A 20,957-nucleotide genomic window follows, 5' to 3' on the forward strand; every position below is an offset into this window, starting at 1 on the left:
CAAAAGAGCTCACAGTCCCGAAAAGCTTTCGGGATTGAAACCTGCGAGATCTGAAGTAACTAAATTGAATTACCTTTATTCTCTATCCCAAACTTTAAAGCTAATAATTCCATCTTTTATTTTTGAAAACGGTCCTGGCGCAGGATTTTTGATATTTCTTTTCTTTCCTAAGTAGTCTTTATCCAAGGTATATAGAGAACCATCAGCTTGAACGAAAGGCAAGTCAGGAATTTTAGCTTTACCTAACATATCTGTAGTAACTAAGTGCCTTCGTTGTTGAAGCCAATCTTTGTTCATGTTTATTTCAAGGTAAGCACCATCTGGTTTTCCTAAAATTTTAACAGCAGTTTTGAAGTTAGGACTTTCTATCCTATTGATTTCTGTCTTAAAAGCCGTTGCTTGGTCCACGTAAACATTTCCCTCTGCGTAAATTGGAAACTTATCAGGATCATAGGCGCCAAGTCCAAAGAAATTTCCTTCCTTTTTCTGTCCCATTCTCTCCGGCCACGGTGGCTCGTTATTATAGCTCATGAAAATGTTATTATAATATTTGTCATCGCCATGAATTATCAGTTTAGTCCCCGCCAATTCAATAGAATGCTCTTTAAAATAAGGTGTTTCCCTGTGATTGGTTTCAGGAACATCAATACCCAGAAAAAGATTATGCACAAAAGCGGTTCCTCCTGAAAGGTTACGAATGGAATTAGCTGAAAGTAGGATATTATTATCAATCAACATCGGCCCATGATTTACTTCGATGAACATATCGTGGGCCGCATTATTGTCGTGCAATAGATTTCCAGTTATGCGGGTACCCTGTGCCATCCAATCTATCCAGATACCTCGCCAGCAATGGTGTACATAATTTTTACTGATTAGCATATCAACTGGGGCGTGAATTTTAATACCACCCATTTCCATCCCTGAAAAAAATCGTTTTACATGAATATCATGCACTTCATTTCCAGAAATCTCACTAAAAATAGCACCCAACGAGCCGACAATCCCAACTTGTTCACAATGATGAATGTTGTTGTTTCGAATGATGTGACTACCAACCGTTTCTTTAGACCAGCCATATGCAACTGCACGTTCTATGGTGCCGATGTAGCCTTTTGCAGTATCTCCAGATTTGTTATCAAATTCATCACCATACTTACCTAAGGTAACTCCAGAGCATATGGAATAAGAAATCTCATTATTTTCAATAATCCATCCTTTGCTCCAATGGGTACCAATCAAACCTATTTGTTCAGCGGTAGGTGGTGCCCAAGGTGTTGCAGCCTGCTCTAATTTGAATCCTTTAACAGTAATGTAATTAATGCTCTCCTTTTCAGGATAAAAAACAGATTGACGGACGTTGATTTCCACATTTTCGTTATTTGGATTAACATTTTCAAATTGAGCCCAAATAGTGGTTGTTGTGTCATTTACTTCTGCAAACCATAATTTAGCATCAGAAAGGGGTTCAAAAATTTTTCCTTTTTCAGCAGCTTCGTCAAGCCAATGGCCGTTAAAATAAACTGCTCCAGTATGGTGGGTACGATCTAGGTCAAAAAACCAATCGCCATAAATAACATCGGCATATGGATTAAAATCGCCAAAAAATGAATTATCCAATGTTACTTTCCAAACACCCTTACTTTGCAACTCCCATGTCTTAATCTGTTCAGAGCCTTTAATGGTCACTTTTTCTCCTTTGGCTGCTCGGTAAACAATTCGTTTTGAATCTGATGTACCGCCTCGAGGAGGATTTATATATTCCCGATATATCCCTGCATGAACTGTAATAATGTCTCCAGGTTGCGCCATATCTGCTGCTTTTTGAATAGTAAGAAAGGGAGATATGGCAATCCCTTCATTTGCATCATTACCAGTTTTGGCAACATGAAATTCTTGTGCCTTTATCTCTGAAAAAAGCAAGAATATGAATAGTAGTGATAGAATTTTGATAGTTTTCATTTTAGTTTAGAAATTGGAATTTTATTGAATTAAACTCTTAAAAGGTATCTCCCTAACTTCTTTTTGTGGATTGTAATTTTCGTTTAGAGTGGGCCAATACCGTTTCTCAACATTTTTTTCTAACCATGTTATAAGTTTAGCAAACATTTCGTTTTTCAGCGCTGGTATGTCTTCAACAAGATTTGTTTTTTCATAAGGATCTTTCTCAATATCATAAAGATACAAACGGCCGTACCAATCAAAAATGAGTTTGTAGTCGCCATCCCTTATGGCAGAATGTGGTGTGAGCGGATATCCATCATACGGACTGTTGTAAATGACATTGAAAGGATAATGCCAGTAATGCTCTTTTTTGGTGTAGGATTTTTTTTCGTTTTTGGTGTCTTCAAGTAAAAACATCAAATTTTGACCATCTAAATCTTGGGTCCTGATCATCACTTTTGAATCCATTCCGGCAGCAGCTAAAATGCTTGGGTAAATATCAGTACAATCCACGGGAACATCCACCCATTGCCCACTTTTAATAGTACTTTTCCAACGGAAAACGAGAGGCACTCTTATGCCACCTTCGTTTAATGTGGCCTTTCCTCCTAAAAATGGGGTGTTGTCTGTGCCATCGCCTTTTGGCGTAATCTTGGAATCAATACCACCGTTATCCGACATAAAAATAACCAAGGTGTTATCTTCAATTCCGGTATCCTTAAGTTTCTTCAAAATAGCACCCACGGAATTATCCATACTTTTTATCATGGCGGCATACACAGGGTCTTTGTGCCCATTCCAACCTTTCGTGGCTTTATTTTCAAAATATTGAATGTCCGCTTCAATACCTTGATATGGTGAATGCACTGCAAAATGTGAAAAGTATAAAAAGAACGGTTGATCTTTTATTTTTGAACGTTCTTCTATGTAGCTTAAAGCCTGCTGCGTGAGGTCATTGGTCAAGTAGGTCTCTCCTGTTTCTTTACCTGAATTTCCAAATTCCCATTCCTCTTGCGGCATTTTTGGAAATGCTGCTTTAGATTTGTTGTCCCATCCTTTTCTCCAGTTAAAATAGGTGGATCCCCCAGCGTCAGCCCACGCCAGTGGCTCAAAGCCCTGGTCTTTTGGTTGGTAACCATGAGCGCCAAAACCACCAATATGCCATTTGCCAATAAATGCCGAGTGATAACCTTTTAGTGCTTCAGTAATAGAAATTTCATCTTTACCGTTATCATAGACGGTGCCTGTTGGAACGGCCGAATTTGAAGTGCCATTGATCCAAGCTTGCTCAATTTTAATATCATCTTTATGTTCCAAAACATCATGGGCATAAAAGCCATCTGGTACTGCAATGTTCTGATTATAGTAGGTTGGTCGCAATGGCATTGCCGTAGTAAATCCTAATCGGGAAGCATATTTTCCCGTCAAAATACTCGCTCTTGTTGGTGAGCATAATGGGTTGGCATAAGCTTGTGAAAAAGCTGTGCCTTCAGCTATGAGTTTGTCCATGTGTGGTGTTTCGTAATACATTTTGGAGGTGTCAACTCCCATAAAATGATTGGCATACGCCTGGGTATCCATAATACCAAAATCGTCGGCTAAAATGAGTATTATGTTAGGACGTGAAGTTACATCAACACCTTTATTTTTTTTATCGAGTTTAGTTGAACAGCTACTATAAAGTAAGGCAATAAAGTAAATTATTCCAAGTTCTAAGTGTTTCATAATTTCAAATTATAATTAAATTGTGATAATTCTATTTTTATAAAGGAACAATTGTCGCCGCTATTTTCTGTTGATACATTAAAAGGATTTCTTCCAATGTTCAATCACCTTTAAATTGGGATAGTCTATTCCGTTTAATATACCTGCTAAACAAAAAGAGCCTTTTTATGTACTGCTACTATGTAGTATTTCCGAACTTAAAATTTATTTGGATTTGTATTTCTTAAATCAAGCAACAGTTGTCGTTTGGGATTTTCTTTGATTATTCGATCATAAATTAGTTTCGTTTTTTCAGGATCACCGGCTTGTTTCAGTAATTCATCCAGTTTAATATCCAATCTTTTGATCAACTTACTATAGCTTAGGTTACCAACCAAATTATTCATCTGGTAGGGGTCTTTTAAATTGTCATACAATAACCAGGGACTTTTATCTTCATAACGCGCATACGTAAATTGTTTAGTTTGTATTCCTCTATACGTATCTAGGCCATTAATTAGGCTAGTACCATTAAAATGAGTTAAATTCATAAGCAAAATAGCATCACGGGTATCATCTTGTTCTTTTTTGATTATGTTGCTTAAATCAATTCCGTCAACCTTTGAATGCTTAAGATTGGCTAAACCCAAAACAGTTGGGAGCATGTCAATGGGAGAAAGCAAAGCATCGGATACTGTTTTCGCTTTTAAAGCTTTTGGATATCGTAATAAAAAAGGTATTGAAATGGATTCTGAAAATGGTGTATTTTTACCATAAAACTGGTGTGACCCGAGGTGATCTCCGTGATCTGAAGTGAAAACAACTATAGTATTGTCGAGTATTCCTTCTTTTTGAAGCGTCTTCATTAAATTACCGAAATAATCATCCAAAGCCAATATTGAGGCGAGGTAACCAGCGTAACGTTCTTTGATCATTTGCTTGTCTTTTGCAAGTTTACGGAGACCGCTAAAGCTCTTAATAAATTTATCAGGTATTTTAAAACGAGGATTGTTTTGCAGCTCATCTACAATTTCATGCTCTGTTATATTTTTTCTTAATACTAAGTTTTCGGCAATAATTTTGTCTCGATATTCGTCTGGAGCAATATATGGATCGTGTGGCGGACCCCAGGAAAGTGTCAGAAAAAAGGGTTTTTCTTTATCTCGGTTTTCAATATAACTTTGTGCCGATTTTGTTTGTGCTTCAGCATCATAGCCTTCCCAAAATTCAAGTTCTTTAGAATTATTGTCATAATATGGTGAATTAAAATAATCGTGCGTACATTCTAAAGCTTGCCAATAGTCATATCCTAAACGTCTTTCTGGAGGTATATAAGATGTTCTTCCAATCCCATCCAGATGCCATTTGCCAATAAAAGCAGTATTATAACCAACTTCTTTGCAAGCTTTGGCAAATGATGGCAAGTCAGGATTTAAGGGGTGGTCATTATTAGAGATTCCAGAGTGTAATGGATAGAGACCTGTTATCAGCATTCCTCTGAATGGGGAACAAATGGGATAGGTGCTAACCGCGTTGGTCATTCTTACGCCTTCTTCTGCTAATCGATCCAGATTAGGAGTTTGAATATTAACTCCTCCATAAGAACTCAGTTCGTGTGATCTTAATTGATCGGCAATAACAAATACGATATTAGGTTTTGAGGTGATTTTATGGTCTTTCTCTTTTATTTCTGCAATAGATTGACAACCAAAAATGAATAGTGCCAACATAAAATAGAAAAATGATTTTATTTTTTTCATAAGGAGTTGCTTAGTTTGTATTTGTTGTAATTGTTCCTTTGAGCATGTCATCAAAATTTGGATGCCTTGTCCATACTTCCCTTTTTTCTGGGTTAAAATCAGGATTTTGAATGGGTATTAATGCTTCAGTGTCTTTGATCCAATTTTTTAGAGATCTTAGTAGATCTTCTTTTTTCTCGGGATGATTTTTTGCAACATCATTTGTCTCTCCAATATCAACTTTAAGATTAAATAATTCTTCATGATCGTCTTCATAAAAATAAATCAATTTCCAGTCCCCTTGTCTGATAGCACTTGCAGGTGTTGCATGGTGATAAACAGGATAGTGCCAATAGAGGGTTCGTTCTGTATGATTTTCTTTGTTCAAGAGTGTGTTTACAATACTTTGGCCATCTATTAGTTGATTTTTAGGAAGATTTGTTTTTGCCAATTCAATAAACGTGGGAAAAAAGTCAATACTGCTCACCAAAGCGTCTGATGTACTAGCTGCCTTTATTTTTTTTGGCCATTTTACGATGAGTGGTTCTCTTATACCACCTTCAAAGAGCGTTCCTTTTTCTGCACGCAAAGGCTTATTTGAAGATGCTATATATTGCAACGTGTCCTTTTCGTAATAGTGCAGTTTTTCTTTGGCAATCAAGGGTATTTTATCGTAACGGGTTACCAAACCACCATTGTCGGAAAAAAATACGACTACGGTATCATCTTCAAGATCCAACTCGCTCAAGGTTTTTAATATTCTACCCACACTTGTGTCTACATTTTCAACCATCGCCGCATAAATAGCATTGGATGGATAATCTATCGGTTTTGGTTTTTTTAGATACTTATCAATCAGTTCAGATTGGGCATCTAACTGAACATGAACATCATAATGTGCTAAAAATAAAAAGAATGGCTGTGCTTTATTTTTATTTATGAAATCAATACTCAAATCAGTAAGTGCTTCTGACAGGATCTTCCCCGGAGGAAAATCTGTTTTTGGCGACATCAGATTATTGTAATCAAAAAATCCTCCTCCGTTGTAAACCACACTTTCATCATAACCTTGATTTTTGGGATGGTGTTTTTCCGTATGTCCCAAATGCCACTTTCCAAAGTAACCTGTTTTATATCCTGCACTTTGCAAAACTTCACCAATGGTTTCATAACTTAAAGGGAGAAATTGTGTTTTATTGGATGGAACGGTAAGTTTTTCAAAAGACCTCCAATGTCCTGGTAAAAAATCGTTAAGACCTATTCGTGCTGGATATTGGCCTGTTTGAATGCTGGCTCTACTTGGTGAACATACAGGATTTGCCGCATAGGCATTGCTGAATTGCATTCCTTGTTTCGCTAAGGCTTCAATGTGTGGAGCTTCGTTGAATTGATTCCCATAATTTGGTAAATCTGCCCAACCCATATCATCGGCTAAAATAAAGAGAATGTTCGGTGGTCGCTTTTCTTTTTTTTCAATCTTGTTACAGCTAAATAGCAGTAAGGTGATGAGCACTATACTTCCTATATTCCTCATAGTTTAAATTTTAATACCTATAATTAGCTCTTCTACTTGGGGCATTATCTCCTGCTTGAATAAGATCATCAATGGTTTTTAATGCTGATGGATGATCCACCCAATGGAAGTCAAAACTTAAGTGGTCTTTTGTGGATTTGAATATTTTTTGTGGTACTTCTAACATCAATTGATTGCCTTCTTTTTTATACATAATGTTTTCAACGAAAACCCATCCTTTGTTTGGATGGTAGGTTTTGAGAGATGTTGTATTTTCGTTTTTAACCCCATTATTGATAAGTAAGTCATAGCCATTCCAACCTGTGTTTGGGTTTTGGTCGGTATCAATTAGCAAAAGCATCCAATAAGGATCTGTGTTAGACGAGATGTCATTTGTGGTTTTGATATAAAAAAATACCGAGGTGTTATTGTGGGCGACTTTGGCAAGTTCAAAATCGTTTCGTCCTTTAGTGTCGGTATATGATCCAGCATTTCCCTGTTTTTGACTATGCCGATGTTCAGTGTCTCCAATATGGTCATAATAAATAGACTCAATATCTTCCCATTGCTCAAAATTTTCGTACAGGTCTATATCTTTAAAAGTTTGGGAGGAAGGTTTTTCTACACCTTTGTACTTTCTTATGTTGGCCATCAATTGGTAGTAATAATTATCCGTATGACCGCCTTTCATAGGTTCAATATCTCTGCTGTATTCTTGATTGTACTGATCAATAAAATAGGAGTCTCCTAGATGTAGTTTCTTTCCAACTTTTCCTAAATGTGCTCCAGGATAGAATTTCCATTGCTGCAATTCTTTACTCACATTGAATCTTATGGTTTGCCTTCCAGCCGACCATTCATTCCATCCGGTTACAAAAACAAATTCAGGATCGACTTCCAAAGCCCTTTTCCATTGTTCTTGAAAAAATAATCCATTATTCGTAACAGGTGTCAAGTCAAATTCGTTGAGTTCTGGTTGGTGAAAATTATGAAAACTCCGTCCCATGTTTGATAATGGATGTTGTGCTACAGCAACAGGTACCATTTCTTTTTCTGACGGATCATTGTGCCATGATATTGCTTGCGGATAGTGGTCAATCCATGGCCATTCATCCTGTCCTTCTTCATACCATGGTAAGGAGGTCCAAGCCCAACTTTGCTTCAGAGTGAAGAAATTTTCGATCTCTTCAGAGAATTTAATATCGTTGATTAAATGGCGTTGTGGTTGTTCATGTTGGCCATAGAGTAGAAGTGGTTTGCCCTTCCAAATGAACCATAAATCTTTATAACGTCCTTTGGAATAAAATTCTTCCCATAATGTGTTAACGGATATTTCGCTCCCTAAAAAGGCGATATCAGGGGTTCGTTCGCCTTCTCTACGCATTTTTTTAAAGACTTTACAAATGGTAGAATAGACTTCAAAATAGGTTTTATTGTTGGTCACATCGATAATGATGACGTCTACACCAGCGTCCGTCAATTGTAGCGCATGACGTCGAATGGCCCATTCTTCTTGATTGAGATAGTATCCAATTTCAGGTTCACCCCAATAATGGCTGCCGCTGCCCCATTTAGGATTTTCAGGATTTTTCGCGATGATTTTGCTAACATTAAAAGGTCCTAGAGCGTCGGGATCATTATGGGTAATAAAATAAAACATGCCTACAAAACGATCCTCTTTTTTCGGACCACATTCGTCGTAAGTTGGAAGTTTTCTTCCCAAGGCATCTGTTGCCACCCAAGTATCGCTATGCACATTCCTCAAGGTTTGGATTTTTTTTTTCCTGTATCTACTTTTTGTCTGATCTCATCCCAATTTTCAATGCCGATCATTTTCTTGTATGGATCAAAAACTTCATCTTCTTGGTCTGTCCCAAAGGCTTGATAAACATTCCAAACAGGTTTTATAGCACCTGGTTGATCTTCGTCATCAGGAAAGCGTCGCAGTCCAATCCTTAAACCACCTTCTCGACGGTTATCTTGCCAATTATGATATTGAAATCCATCAATGCCATCTAAGTATTTTATCTTTTTTAAAGCATAAGCCATTCCAGCGGCCTGCTCCTTTAGATCCTGCTCACTATAGGTTGGTGAATTGGTGCCATTTTCTGAGAGATATACAATACGTTTTGTTTTACCCTTAAAAAGCACTTCGGGTTGTTTTACCCAAGCATCTAAAACTTCAGTGTTTTTAAAGGTGATCAGTTGGGTATCAAAATCAAAACTCACTTTTTTGTCCAACCAAGTTTTTGGTTCTCTAAGTGATTCAGGATATGGATGCTGTGCAATTGCCCATTCAAAGTCGCCTTCTGTTTTTGAGAACTGTAAAAGTTGCTCCAATAATTCTTTGGAATGGTAGAAATGCGGATTGGACGTCCAGTTCCAATAATGTGTCAAGGAAATAAACACTTTAGAATTTGAATTGTATTTTCTGGCAATATTGTGAGACATTCGCATGGATTTATGATAAAGATCCATGAATACTAAGGCGGTTTTATCTCCAGCATTGGTCCAAACCCAACCTGCATCAACTTCATTGTGAATGATATAATGATTAATCGTTCCATATTTTTTATCAGGTCGGCTATATCGGTTAGCCAGAAAATCGAGAACGGCGGAATAATATTGTACACCTTCTGGCGTAGTAAAATTAGGCATACTGTAAATGCCTGCGGGATCACAATCTGGATGTTGAAGAATACGTCCTATTTCTTTGTCTTTTGCTTTGGTAGCTTTGTCCACTAACAAAATTGCTGAGACTTCAATATTCCGTTCTGCGGTTGATAATAAGGTATCATCGTAACTTTTTACTTTTACTTTATCTACATAATAGGTTTTGCCCATATATTCAAAAGGCATATTGGTTGGAGATGGTCCAGACATAAAGAAGTGCGTGATCCAAATATTTACCGTAGCACTAGTGATGCCTAAGTCGTCTAAATCAGACATAGGCGCATCCCTATTGGCGCTGTAACCGCCAAGACCTTTTTTTGTGGACGGCTTTAGAAAATTATGAGTGTATTTTGGCACGATAGAATCGGCGTAACGTGAACCCGAGGCTAATTGATAGTTGTTGTCTTTTTGTGTGACAATAACCCATTTTGACAAAGCCCGATCCTGATTAAAACCATGCCTTTTTATGGTACGGTCTATATTCATTTCAAAGAATTTTCCAACCGTTTTAATCGGTGCGATGAATTCAAAGGCTTTAAGTTCGGTCACATTTTCGTAGGGGCTGACTTCAGCCAAGTAGTAATTATCATTCGTAGAGACTGTTCCTTTTATTTGAATTTCCTTGTCGGTAGCCAAAACATATTCGACTTTATTTTGGAAGTTTGTTGACAGATAATCTTTTAAATGTTTCTCAAGAATAGCTTCTTCCTCTTTTTTGGCCTGTTTGTTGACTTCAATTTCCTTTTCTCTAATAGTCAATGCCCTAATCTGAAGATTTTTAATTTGAATTTTTAAATCGGGAGCATTGCCAAAATCCAAACGAATTACATCGTTCATTTCTCCCCAGTTTTCAAGAGCATCGGAAATAGCTACTTTAAATTCTACCCAACCTTCCGTTGAACCCACATCACCTATTCTTTTTGAGCTAATTTCTTTTTCTGAACGAAGAAAATGAAGTTTGATAAAATCAACACCTGTTGGACAGAAATATTCAAAACTCAGTTGTGTGCTGGGTTTAGAGGTTTTTGAAACTAATGGTGTTGTCAAAACATACGGATTTTTACCTGTTGTTGTGATATCGTAAATTTCGTTTTCTTGAAATGCTATCTTAATATCATTGGTTTTATCTAGGTCAATAGATAACTGAACCGAAGCATTTTGAGCAATTGCAAAACAAGGGAGAACGAATAAAATACTAAGTAGTTTTTTCATAAACGGAATCTTGAATGATTCCTAAAACTACTTTAGCAATTTTAAATAACTGTCCTGTGGTATGCTGATGAGGTTGTTTAGTGAAGTATCTTATATGGAGTTTCTGTCAATAAAATTAAAAGGGACTTTAAATTTTCCTTTCTTCTTGTCTAAAATCATTTGAGCCGCTGATGCTCCCATCACCTTGAAATCTGTAGACATAACCGTTATGCCCAAAAGTTCTTTCAACGGCGTATCATTATAAGAAATGACACCAATATCTTTGCCCATAATATATTCATCATCTCTAATTTGCTTCACTAAATTAACCAAGTCAGATTCTTCTATTGTGATAAATAAGTCACCTTTTTTAAGGATCATCTCATCATAAACCTCACTCAAGATTTCAAAATTTAAATTGAATTCCACACAAAATTTTCTAAAACCGTGTAAAATACGTCTAGGAAAAGGATAAACGGCTTTATCTGGATATATCAAAATTAATTTTTGATAGGTTGAAATTTTGGTGAGGCCTTTTTTTAAAGCGTTATAGATGTCATTTTCAAAATCTTGATAAATCTCAACAATTTCACCATCCATATTGAGTTTAATATTATCGAGGATGACTAATTTTTGCTTAGGTATTTTCTTTATTGCGTTTACAACGGGCTCGGTAAAACTGATATGCTTTAAATCTTCTGTTTTAAAATGGGGCATAATCACGTAATAATCATACGTCGATTTATGCTTTTCCATCAAATTCAAAAAAAGTGATTCGTCGCAATGGTAAATGTGTAGATCCGTATGGGCATTAGTCCCTATGGCATTGATAAAAGAATTATAGGTTTGTAATTTATAGGAACTCAATTTATTTACAAGAAATAAAATGTTGATTTTAGACAAGAGTTGAGTCCTATTAATGTAATAACCTTTACCTCTAATGGAGGTGATGATTTTTCGTTCCTTTAAAATATTATAGGCTTTTTCTACTGTATCTCTCGATAAATAAAATTCTTCACTAAATCTATTAATTGATGGAATCTTTTGATCCATTTTTAAATTTCCAAGAGAAACATTATAGATCATTGAATCCACAATTTGCCTGTATTTAGGGATTCTTGAGTTTTCGTCAATTTTAATGAATTTGAATATGTCCATTGGGTAAATTCTTTAGTAGATTTATTATAAGTTAGACAACAAAGTAAATAGATTTTTGAGAAAATATCATTTTAATTACAATTATATTTAGATTAGTTAAAATAAAATTATCAAGATTTAGCGGTACAGTACAGGATAGAAACACAACTTTACTATTTTACTTTAGCAGCAATAATATAATATTTTAAGATTTATAATATGAGTGGTTCTCTGAAACAATTTAAATATGTCGATTATCTTTGGGATGAAAAAAAAGCGGCAGAATTAGGTGACGACCAAGTTGCTTTATTTTTATACCGATCAAATATTCTCGGAGCAGATTTAAGAATAACTAATTATGGTGGAGGAAACACAAGCTGCAGAACTATAGAAAAAGACCCTCTCACCAATGAAGATGTTGAGGTAATGTGGATTAAAGGCTCTGGTGGCGATATAGGCACTTTAGATAGATCAGGTATTGCCGGAATTTATGTAGATCGTTTACGTAATTTAAAGAATGTATATGGGGGCTTAGAAGATGAAGACCGTATGGTAGGTTTGTTTAACCACAGCATTTATGATTTGGACAGCAAAGCACCATCAATCGATACGCCACTCCACGGTTTACTCCCATTTAAACATATAGACCACTTACACCCTGATGCACTTATTGCTGTTGCGGCTGCGGAAAATAGTGAGCAAGTAACCAAAGAAATTTGGGGAGATACTATGGGCTGGGTACCTTGGCAACGTCCAGGGTTCGATTTAGGACTTCAAATAGAAAAATGTTTAGCAGATAATCCAGGGATTCGTGGTATCGTTTTAGGGAGTCATGGTTTATTTACTTGGGGAGATACTTCTTATGAGTGTTATATCAATAGTTTAGAAGTAATAGAAATGGCCTCTGAATTTATAGCAAAAAAGATAAAAGAAAAAGGGAGTGTTTTTGGTGGACAAAAAATTGAAAGCTTACCAAAAGAAAAGCGTTTAGAAAAAGCGGCTCAAATGATGCCTTTATTAAGAGGGTTGTGTTCTTCAGAAAATAGAATGATTGGCCATTTTTCAGATACGGATGTGGTGATGGAATATATTAATAGTTATGATTTGGAACGCTTAGCACCCATGGGAACTTCATGTCCTGATCATTTCTTAAGAACTAAAATTCAACCTTTGGTATTAACCTTAGATAAAAAGGAAGATTTATCGGATGCTGATGCTATTTTAAAGAAATTAGAGCCTGCGTTTGCGGCTTATAGACAGGAATACGCTGATTATTATAATACCTGCAAAAAGGCGAATAGTCCTGCCATGCGTGACGCTAACCCTGTAATTATTATATATCCAGGGGTAGGTATGTTTAGTTTTGCAAAAAATAAGCAAACCACACGTGTGGCTAACGAGTTTTATATTAATGCTATTAACGTAATGCGAGGTGCTGAAGCTATTACGGCGTATACGTCATTACCAAGACAAGAAGCTTTTGATATTGAATACTGGTTATTAGAAGAAGCAAAGTTACAACGTATGCCAAAAGAACAACCGTTATCGCGCAAAGTAGCTTTTGTTACTGGAGCGGGTGGTGGAATTGGTAAAGCTATTGCTGATAAATTAGCCGCTGAAGGCGCTAATGTGGTGTTAACCGATATTAACGAAGAAAGTTTAATAGAGGCAAACGCTACTTATAAAAGAGATGTGTCAACCTATGCTATTTGTGATGTAACAAAGACCGAATCTATTGCTTCTGCCTATAAAAAAGCATGTATTGAGTTTGGTGGTGTCGATATCGTAGTACATAGTGCAGGGTTAGCGATTTCAAAAGCTCTAGAAGATACCACAGATAAAGATTGGAATATTTTACAAGATATTTTAGTAAAAGGTCAGTTCTATTTAGCAAAGCAATCCGCAGCCATTATGCGTCAGCAAGGTTTAGGAGGTAATTTTATTTCTATCGCTAGTAAAAACGGATTAGTAGCTGGACCTAATAACGTAGCCTATGGTACTGCTAAAGCAGCACAACAACACATGGTACGTTTATTAGCCGCTGAATTAGGTAAAGATAAAATTAGAGTAAATACTGTAAACCCAGATGGTGTTATTATAGGGAGTAAAATTTGGGAAGGTGCTTGGGCAGAAGGGAGAGCAAAAGCAAATGGCATTACGGTAGAAGAATTACCTGCTTTTTATGCTAAAAGAAACTTACTAAATGAAATCATTACACCTGATGATATTGCAAATGGCGTGTTCGCTTTGGTTGGAATTCTAGATAAGTCTACTGGAAATATTATTAATGTTGATGGGGGTATGGCGAATGCTTTCGTACGTTAAATTATTTTGATAAAAACAGAACTTTTATCTTTAAAAATTTCATCTAATAACTAAGATATACCTATAAATGCGTTTAGACAAAACACACATAGAAGATTGCAATAAAAAAGACCTATTAAATCATACGACTGATTTTGATTTCCTTGCTAACAGTTTAACAAAAAATGGATCAAATGTTGATCAGTTAGTAAAAAAATTAGCTGATTTTCAAGTAGCCATTCCTAGTTGGGCTCTAGGCGCTGGTGGAACACGTTTTGGACGTTTTGGCTTCCAAGGAGAACCATCAAACTTAGAGCAAAAAATAGATGATATTGGGATGATTCATGCCCTTACGCAAACAGCAGGAGCCGTATCGCTGCATATTCCTTGGGATGTTCCTAATGATTATGCTGCAATTAAAGAAAAAGCGGCTTCCCACAATATTTTATTTGATGCTGTAAATTCTAATACTTTTCAAGATCAAAAAAATGCCAAAGAGAGCTATAAATTTGGCTCTTTAAGCAATACAAGTAAGGCCGTTCGCGATCAAGCCATTGCTCATAATATTGATGTAATCAATATTGGCAACAAACTAGGTTCAAAAAGTTTAACGGTATGGTTAGCTGATGGTTCTAATTTTCCAGGCCAAAGTAATTTTCAAACCGTACTAAGTCATACACAAGGTAGTTTAAAGGAAATTTATAGAGGATTACCGGAGGATTGGAAGCTATTTATTGAATATAAACCTTATGAACCTAATTTCTATAGTACTGTTATTCAAGATTGGGGAACTTCATTCATGTTGGCTAACGAATGTGGCGATAAAGCCTATACCTTAGTTGATTTAGGACATCATTTACCAAATACGAATATTGAACAAATTGTAGCCACGTTAATGTTAAAAGGGAAACTAGGTGGTTTTCATTTTAATGATAGTAAATATGGTGATGACGATGTTACCGTTGGAAGTATAAAACCTTATGCCTTGTTTTTAATATTTAATGCCTTGGTTTACGGGATGGAAAATAATCCACAGAATCCGTATCCTGCCTGGATGATCGATGCTAGTCATAATATAAAAGATCCTTTAGAAGATATTATGCAATCTTTAGAAGCGATTCAAGAAGCCTATGCAAAAGCGCTGTTAGTAGACCAAAAAGCATTAAAAGAAGCGCAAGAAAATCATGATGTAGTGAAATGTCAAGAGCTAATTCAAAATGCGTACAGAACAGATGTTCGCCCTTTATTAGCTAAAGCTCGTTTAGTACGTGGAGGTGCATTGAACCCAATAGAAGCGTATAGAACACTCCAAATACGGAAAAAATTGATTGATGAAAGAGGTGCAAATTCAGTAGCATCGGGATTATAATACATAACCATGAAGAAGGTAACTGCTGTATTTGATATTGGAAAAACAAATAAGAAATTTTTTCTTTTTGATGCTGATTTTCAAGAAATTTATAGAGAATATACAAGGTTTGAGCTGATTGAAGATGAAGACGGTTATCCAACAGAAGACTTAGCCTCTTTACAAATTTGGTTAAAAGAAGTTTTTGATAGAATTCTACATGCAGAAGAATATAATATTATAGCTATTAATTTTTCAACGTATGGAGCCAGTTTTGTTCATTTAGACGAAAACGGAGAGGTTGTGACCCCGCTTTATAATTATACAAAAACTTTAGATCAAAGCTTAATTACAGAATTCTATGATACCTATGGGCCAGAAATAGAATTTTCAACAGCAACGGGATCTTCTAATTCAGGAATGCTGAATTCAGGAATGCAACTCTATTGGTTAAAACATACCCAACCTAAAGTCTATCAAAAAATTGCTCTTTCGTTGCACCTTCCACAATATATCAGCTATATATTTACAGGTATCCCTTTAAGTGAATACACCAGTATTGGCTGTCACACAGGTTTATGGGATTATAGCAAAAAAGACTACCATAGTTGGGTGTATCAAGAAGGCATTCATACCAAACTACCCCCTATTGTTTCTACTGAAACCAGTATTAACATGAACTATAACGGCAAACGTATCAAAATAGGTGTTGGCATTCATGATAGTTCTGCCGCTCTTTTACCTTATGTACGAAGTGTAAAAGAAAAATTTATTTTAGTATCAACAGGTACATGGAGTATTGCGCTTAACCCATTTTCAGAACAATTATTATCTAATGAAGATATAGAGAAAAATTGTATTAATTACATGCGTATAAATGGAAAACCTGTTAAATCTAGTCGCTTATTTTTAGGTAATGAATATAGTCTTCAAGTAAAAGAATTGTCAGATAAATTTGAGGTAGATAAAGACTATCATAAAACTGTAATGTTTAATTATGATACTTTTTTTGATATCATAAAAGACTTTAATTACAGTTTTAAATGGAAAAGTATTGTGCATGAAAATATGCCTAAAGAAACTACTGTTTCTTATGATAAATTTGAACATGCCTATCACCATTTAATGATAGAGTTAGTTTTATTACAAGTAGAAAGTATAAAAATCGCAACAGGCGATGATACTATTGAAAAATTATTTATTGATGGTGGTTTCAGTGATAATGATGTGTATATTAAATTAGTATCGCATTATTTACGAAATATGGTCTTGAGAACAACAGACTCCTCTTTAGGTTCAGCTATGGGTGCTGCCATTGCTATATCAGATACCAAGTTAAATTCTAAATTCTTAAAAAAGAATTATTCTTTAAAAAAACATATTCCTTTTATATCAAAATAAAAAATACGCACCGAATGGCTATGAAATTTAATTCTGATTACCCGTCTATGGACGATTTACGAAACAAAGCCATGAAGCGTATTCCAAAATTTGCTTTTGAATACTTAGATGGTGGTTGTAATGAAGATGTAAGTATTGTTAGAAATACTGCCGACATAAGAGAAGTACAATTACAACCCAGATACCTTAGAAATGAAGGTATAAGTTCTACAAAAACAAAAGTATTAGGAATGGAGTTTGACGCTCCTTTCGGAATAGCTCCAGTAGGCTTGCAAGGTTTAATGTGGCCTAATTCCCCACAGATTTTAGCAAAAGCGGCTCACCAACATAACATTCCTTTTATTCTGAGTACGGTAACCACTATGGATATTGAAACTGCAAGTGAACTTACCGAAGGTAACGCTTGGTTTCAGTTATACAACCCTGCAGAGGATAGTCTAAGAGATGATATTATCAATAGAGCCGAAGCTGCTGGTTGTCCCGTTTTAGTATTATTGTGTGATGTACCCACTTTTGGATATCGGCCAAGAGATATCCGTAACGGATTGGCTTTACCACCCAAAATGTCGATTACCAATATTTTACAAATATTAGGAAAACCGACTTGGGCTTATAACACCTTAAAATACGGTCAACCCACTTTTGAAACTTTAAAACCTTATACACCAGAAGGTTTAAACTTAAAGCAGTTAGGGCAGTTTATGGATAGAACCTTTTCAGGACGATTAAATGAAGAGCGTATAAAGCCAATTCGTGATAAATGGAAAGGAAAGCTAGTGTTAAAAGGTGTTGCTTCTGAACAAGACACACAAGACGCTATTCGTTTGGGTTTTGATGGCATTATTGTTTCTAATCATGGTGGTAGACAGCTTGATGCTGCAGAATCTTCTATTAACTCTTTACAAGAAATCACTAAAAAATATAGCGATCAAATTGAAATAATGATGGATAGCGGTTTACGCTCTGGTCCTGATATTGCCAGAGCTATCGCATCTGGTGCCAAGTTTACCTTTATGGGAAGATCATTCCTTTATGGTTGTGGTGCTTTAGGAAATCAAGGAGGAGACCATACCATATCAATCCTTAAAACACAATTTAAGCAGGTCATGGACCAATTATGCTGTGAAAAAGTAGAAGATTTACCAAAACATTTAATCACCAATTAAGTAAAACTAACCATGAGCCAATTCAATATAGAAGAAGAAGTTATCGAGCGTATCGTAGGTGGCGAATTCGAAAGAGAGCCAATTCCCCCATCGAAATTAAAAGGATGGCAAAGTTTTTTAGGGATGTATGCCGGAGAACACGCCGCGGGAACTGAATTTATGATTGGCCCTTTGTTTTTAACTGCTGGGGTAAGTGCTTTTGACCTTATAATTGGTTTATTACTAGGGAATCTTTTAGCAGTATTAAGCTGGCGCTTTTTAACAGCAGAAATTGCGGTAAAAAACAGGTTAACATTATACTACCAGTTAGAAAAAATTTGTGGTAAAAAATTGGTTACTGGCTATAACCTTGCTAACGGAATTTTATTTTGCTTTTTAGCAGGTTCTATGATTACGGTTTCTGCTACGGCGGTGGGTATTCCTTTTGATATGGAGATGCCAAAACTAACCGATACCATGCCTAATGGTGCTACATGGATTATTATTGTGATCGCTATTGGAGCAGTAATTTCATTAATTGCCTCCAAGGGGTATGATACTGTTTCTAAGGCAGCTAACTGGATGTCTCCTATTATTGTTATTGCATTTATAGCTTGTGGCATTGTTGCTTTAAGTCAATTAGGCGTAACTAATTTTACTGATTTTTGGAATATCTGGGGAGAAGGTTCAGAACCTTTTCCTGGTCAAATAAAATACACCTTTTGGCACGTAGTGATTTGGTCTTGGTTTGCCAATGCTGCTATGCATGTAGGAATGTCTGATTTATCCGTATTTCGTTTTTCCAAAAAGGCTAGTGCCGGGTGGACAACCGCGGCAGGAATGTATGTAGGGCATTATATGGCTTGGATTGCTGCTGCATTATTATATGCGGTATACCTAAAGTCACCTGAGGCTATGGCTTTTTTAAATAATGGGGAAGCACCTCCAGTAGCACCAGGACCGCTTGCGCACAACGCTATTGGTATTTTTGGAATTATTGCCGTTGTTTTAGCAGGTTGGACAACAGCAAACCCAACCATTTATAGAGCCGGCTTAGCTTTCCAAGCGATTATTCCTAAAGTATCGACTTTTTGGGTTACGATTATTGCAGGTACTATTGCTACTATTGCAGGTTTATTTCCTGCCTTTGCTATGAAATTATTAGGTTTTGTAGCGTTATATGGATTTATTCTAGCCCCTTTTGGTGCTATTATCGTATTTGAACATTTCTTTTATAAAAAAGCAGGGATTATTAAAACCTATGCTGAGAAAGCAAACATAAGTTTTAATAGTTCTGTATTTTGGGCTTGGGCAATTAGCTTCAGTATATTCTACTTTATATCAATCCAGTTTAATGTTTTCTTATCGTTTGTAACGCTTCCAGCTTGGTTGTTGTGTGGTATTCTATTTATAGTGTTTAGTCGATATTCTCAAAAAAAAATTAATACATAATTTTAATTTGATACGTTCGATAATTTTATAGCGTTTTTTTCAATTTATACATATTAATTAATCAAGAATATGAATGTAATTAGTAATTAAAAAAGATTAGATTTAGTTTTTTATTCCTTCAAAATATATTTTATTCAATGGAAAATTTCAGATTCCAATTTATAACATTTCTTCTTATTTCTATGGTGTTTGCTTGTAATAATAAATCTACAAAAAACAATAAAAAGCAAACTTTCAGTATTTCTTCGAAAGCTTCAATTACTAATTCAACAACCTTAGACAGCTTAATTAATCATCCACCAGATGGTATGGTCTGGATTAAAGGAGGAACTTTTTTGCAAGGAGCTGTACCTCAAGATAAGATGGCAATGGATCATGAAAAACCGCAACATTCTGTTGCAGTTGATGGATTCTTTATGGATATATCAGAGGTTACAAACTCGGAATTTTCAAAATTTGTTTTGGAAACAGGTTATGTTACAGTAGCCGAAAGGCCAATTGATTGGGAAGAAATGAAGAAACAATTACCGCAAGACACACCTAAACCTAATGATTCAATTCTACAACCAGGATCATTACTTTTCAAAAAAGCAAAAGCAACAGTTCCAAATTTATATGACTTTTCACAATGGTGGGCATGGTCAATAGGTGTTAATTGGCGGCATCCTTTAGGTCCAAAAAGTAATTTAGAAGGGAGGGAGAATTATCCCGTTGTTCATGTTGCATTTGAAGATACCAAAGCTTATTGTAAATGGGCCAATCGACGATTACCAACAGAGGCCGAATGGGAATATGCCGCTAGAGGAAATAAAACGAATGCAACCTATTTTTGGGGGGACGATCTATCTCAATTATCAAAAATGGCGAATACTTGGGAAGGGGAATTCCCAGTGATGAATACATTAAAAGATGGTTTTGAAAGAATGGCACCTGTAAAATCATATCCGCCTAATACTTTTGGTTTGTATGATATGACGGGAAATGTATGGGAGTTCACAACAGATTGGTATAATACTAGGTACTATAAAGAAATTACGGCATTGCATAAAACAATTAAAAACCCTAAAGGAGCAGAAAGAGCTTATGACCCAAACAACTCATATTTACAGCAAAGAGTAATAAAAGGAGGTTCTTTTTTATGTAGTGATGTGTACTGTGCTAGTTATAGAGTTTCATCAAGAATGGGAAATAGTGTAGATTCTTCGGCAGAACATTTAGGTTTTAGAACGGTAGCAACTCCTAACATGTTGTTAAAAAAATAATGCTTTACTTAGTATAGATTTCAATAGATTTTATTAGTGCTTAGATAAAATTTTCGATAGTTTGAATGATGATTTTATAAAAACAAAAATATTTTCAAAAAGAACATTTATTTATGTTTCAAAGAACAAAATAGTATAACTCAT

General features: G+C 35.6%; 13 protein-coding genes. 6 read left to right on the forward strand and 7 right to left on the reverse strand.

All coding sequences use genetic code 11. The features are described from left to right. Positions 1 to 75 precede the first annotated feature (75 nt). The 7 genes from GQ45_RS15850 to GQ45_RS15880 all read right to left on the reverse strand — a co-directional run bounded on the left by GQ45_RS15850 (position 76) and on the right by GQ45_RS15880 (position 11,922). The gene (locus tag GQ45_RS15850; protein ID WP_052188275.1) at positions 76 to 1,962 is read right to left on the reverse strand and encodes a right-handed parallel beta-helix repeat-containing protein; all 1,887 of its coding nucleotides are present in this window, start codon (positions 1,960 to 1,962) and stop codon (positions 76 to 78) included. A gap of 21 nt (positions 1,963 to 1,983) precedes the next feature. Further along, a complete protein-coding gene (locus GQ45_RS15855; protein WP_052188277.1) occupies positions 1,984 to 3,669 on the reverse strand; it encodes a sulfatase in 1,686 nt (561 codons plus the stop codon). Between the two features lie 197 nt (positions 3,670 to 3,866). Beyond that, entirely contained in the window at positions 3,867 to 5,378 is a 1,512-nt protein-coding gene (locus tag GQ45_RS15860; RefSeq protein WP_197056973.1) for a sulfatase, read from the reverse strand. Positions 5,379 to 5,418: 40 nt separating this feature from the next. Beyond that, on the reverse strand, positions 5,419 to 6,921 hold the full coding sequence (locus GQ45_RS15865) for a sulfatase (protein ID WP_047419491.1): 1,503 nt from the start codon (positions 6,919 to 6,921) through the stop codon (positions 5,419 to 5,421). A gap of 10 nt (positions 6,922 to 6,931) precedes the next feature. Further along, positions 6,932 to 8,656 carry a hypothetical protein gene (locus tag GQ45_RS15870; RefSeq protein WP_052188282.1) on the reverse strand — a complete coding sequence of 575 codons (1,725 nt, stop codon included), beginning with the start codon at positions 8,654 to 8,656 and terminating at the stop codon, positions 6,932 to 6,934. A 5-nt stretch (positions 8,657 to 8,661) separates the two neighbouring features. Continuing rightward, positions 8,662 to 10,785, reverse strand: a complete 2,124-nt coding sequence (locus GQ45_RS15875; RefSeq protein ID WP_052188284.1) for a DUF5722 domain-containing protein — start codon at positions 10,783 to 10,785, stop codon at positions 8,662 to 8,664. Positions 10,786 to 10,875: 90 nt separating this feature from the next. Further along, positions 10,876 to 11,922, reverse strand: a complete 1,047-nt coding sequence (locus tag GQ45_RS15880; RefSeq protein ID WP_047419493.1) for a GntR family transcriptional regulator — start codon at positions 11,920 to 11,922, stop codon at positions 10,876 to 10,878. 198 nt (positions 11,923 to 12,120) lie between these two features. On the opposite strand from GQ45_RS15880, the gene GQ45_RS15885 reads away from it, so the two are divergent. The 6 genes from GQ45_RS15885 to GQ45_RS15910 all read left to right on the forward strand — a co-directional run bounded on the left by GQ45_RS15885 (position 12,121) and on the right by GQ45_RS15910 (position 20,813). Then, positions 12,121 to 14,226 (forward strand): bifunctional rhamnulose-1-phosphate aldolase/short-chain dehydrogenase, encoded by a 2,106-nt coding sequence (locus GQ45_RS15885; RefSeq protein ID WP_047419495.1) that lies wholly within the window; start codon positions 12,121 to 12,123, stop codon positions 14,224 to 14,226. Positions 14,227 to 14,293: 67 nt separating this feature from the next. Next, on the forward strand, positions 14,294 to 15,574 hold the full coding sequence (locus tag GQ45_RS15890; RefSeq protein WP_047419496.1) for a sugar isomerase: 1,281 nt from the start codon (positions 14,294 to 14,296) through the stop codon (positions 15,572 to 15,574). A 9-nt stretch (positions 15,575 to 15,583) separates the two neighbouring features. Next, entirely contained in the window at positions 15,584 to 16,954 is a 1,371-nt protein-coding gene (locus tag GQ45_RS15895) for an FGGY-family carbohydrate kinase (RefSeq protein WP_047419498.1), read from the forward strand. Positions 16,955 to 16,968: 14 nt separating this feature from the next. Next, the gene (locus GQ45_RS15900; RefSeq protein WP_047419499.1) at positions 16,969 to 18,120 is read left to right on the forward strand and encodes an alpha-hydroxy acid oxidase; all 1,152 of its coding nucleotides are present in this window, start codon (positions 16,969 to 16,971) and stop codon (positions 18,118 to 18,120) included. 12 nt (positions 18,121 to 18,132) lie between these two features. Next, entirely contained in the window at positions 18,133 to 19,551 is a 1,419-nt protein-coding gene (locus GQ45_RS15905) for a cytosine permease (RefSeq protein WP_047419500.1), read from the forward strand. A gap of 137 nt (positions 19,552 to 19,688) precedes the next feature. Next, on the forward strand, positions 19,689 to 20,813 hold the full coding sequence (locus tag GQ45_RS15910; protein ID WP_047419501.1) for a formylglycine-generating enzyme family protein: 1,125 nt from the start codon (positions 19,689 to 19,691) through the stop codon (positions 20,811 to 20,813). Positions 20,814 to 20,957 lie beyond the last annotated feature (144 nt).

Source organism: Cellulophaga sp. Hel_I_12 (assembly GCF_000799565.1).
GTDB lineage: Bacteria > Bacteroidota > Bacteroidia > Flavobacteriales > Flavobacteriaceae > Cellulophaga.

Coding starts and splice junctions, on each gene's coding strand:
- GQ45_RS15875 (WP_052188284.1), bottom strand. CDS start 10,785: ATGAAAAAACTACTTAGTATTTTATTCGTTCTCCCTTGTTTTGCAATT.
- GQ45_RS15885 (WP_047419495.1), top strand. CDS start 12,121: ATGAGTGGTTCTCTGAAACAATTTAAATATGTCGATTATCTTTGGGAT.
- GQ45_RS15855 (WP_052188277.1), bottom strand. CDS start 3,669: ATGAAACACTTAGAACTTGGAATAATTTACTTTATTGCCTTACTTTAT.
- GQ45_RS15890 (WP_047419496.1), top strand. CDS start 14,294: ATGCGTTTAGACAAAACACACATAGAAGATTGCAATAAAAAAGACCTA.
- GQ45_RS15905 (WP_047419500.1), top strand. CDS start 18,133: ATGAGCCAATTCAATATAGAAGAAGAAGTTATCGAGCGTATCGTAGGT.
- GQ45_RS15850 (WP_052188275.1), bottom strand. CDS start 1,962: ATGAAAACTATCAAAATTCTATCACTACTATTCATATTCTTGCTTTTT.
- GQ45_RS15865 (WP_047419491.1), bottom strand. CDS start 6,921: ATGAGGAATATAGGAAGTATAGTGCTCATCACCTTACTGCTATTTAGC.
- GQ45_RS15860 (WP_197056973.1), bottom strand. CDS start 5,378: ATGTTGGCACTATTCATTTTTGGTTGTCAATCTATTGCAGAAATAAAA.
- GQ45_RS15895 (WP_047419498.1), top strand. CDS start 15,584: ATGAAGAAGGTAACTGCTGTATTTGATATTGGAAAAACAAATAAGAAA.
- GQ45_RS15880 (WP_047419493.1), bottom strand. CDS start 11,922: ATGGACATATTCAAATTCATTAAAATTGACGAAAACTCAAGAATCCCT.
- GQ45_RS15910 (WP_047419501.1), top strand. CDS start 19,689: ATGGAAAATTTCAGATTCCAATTTATAACATTTCTTCTTATTTCTATG.
- GQ45_RS15900 (WP_047419499.1), top strand. CDS start 16,969: ATGGCTATGAAATTTAATTCTGATTACCCGTCTATGGACGATTTACGA.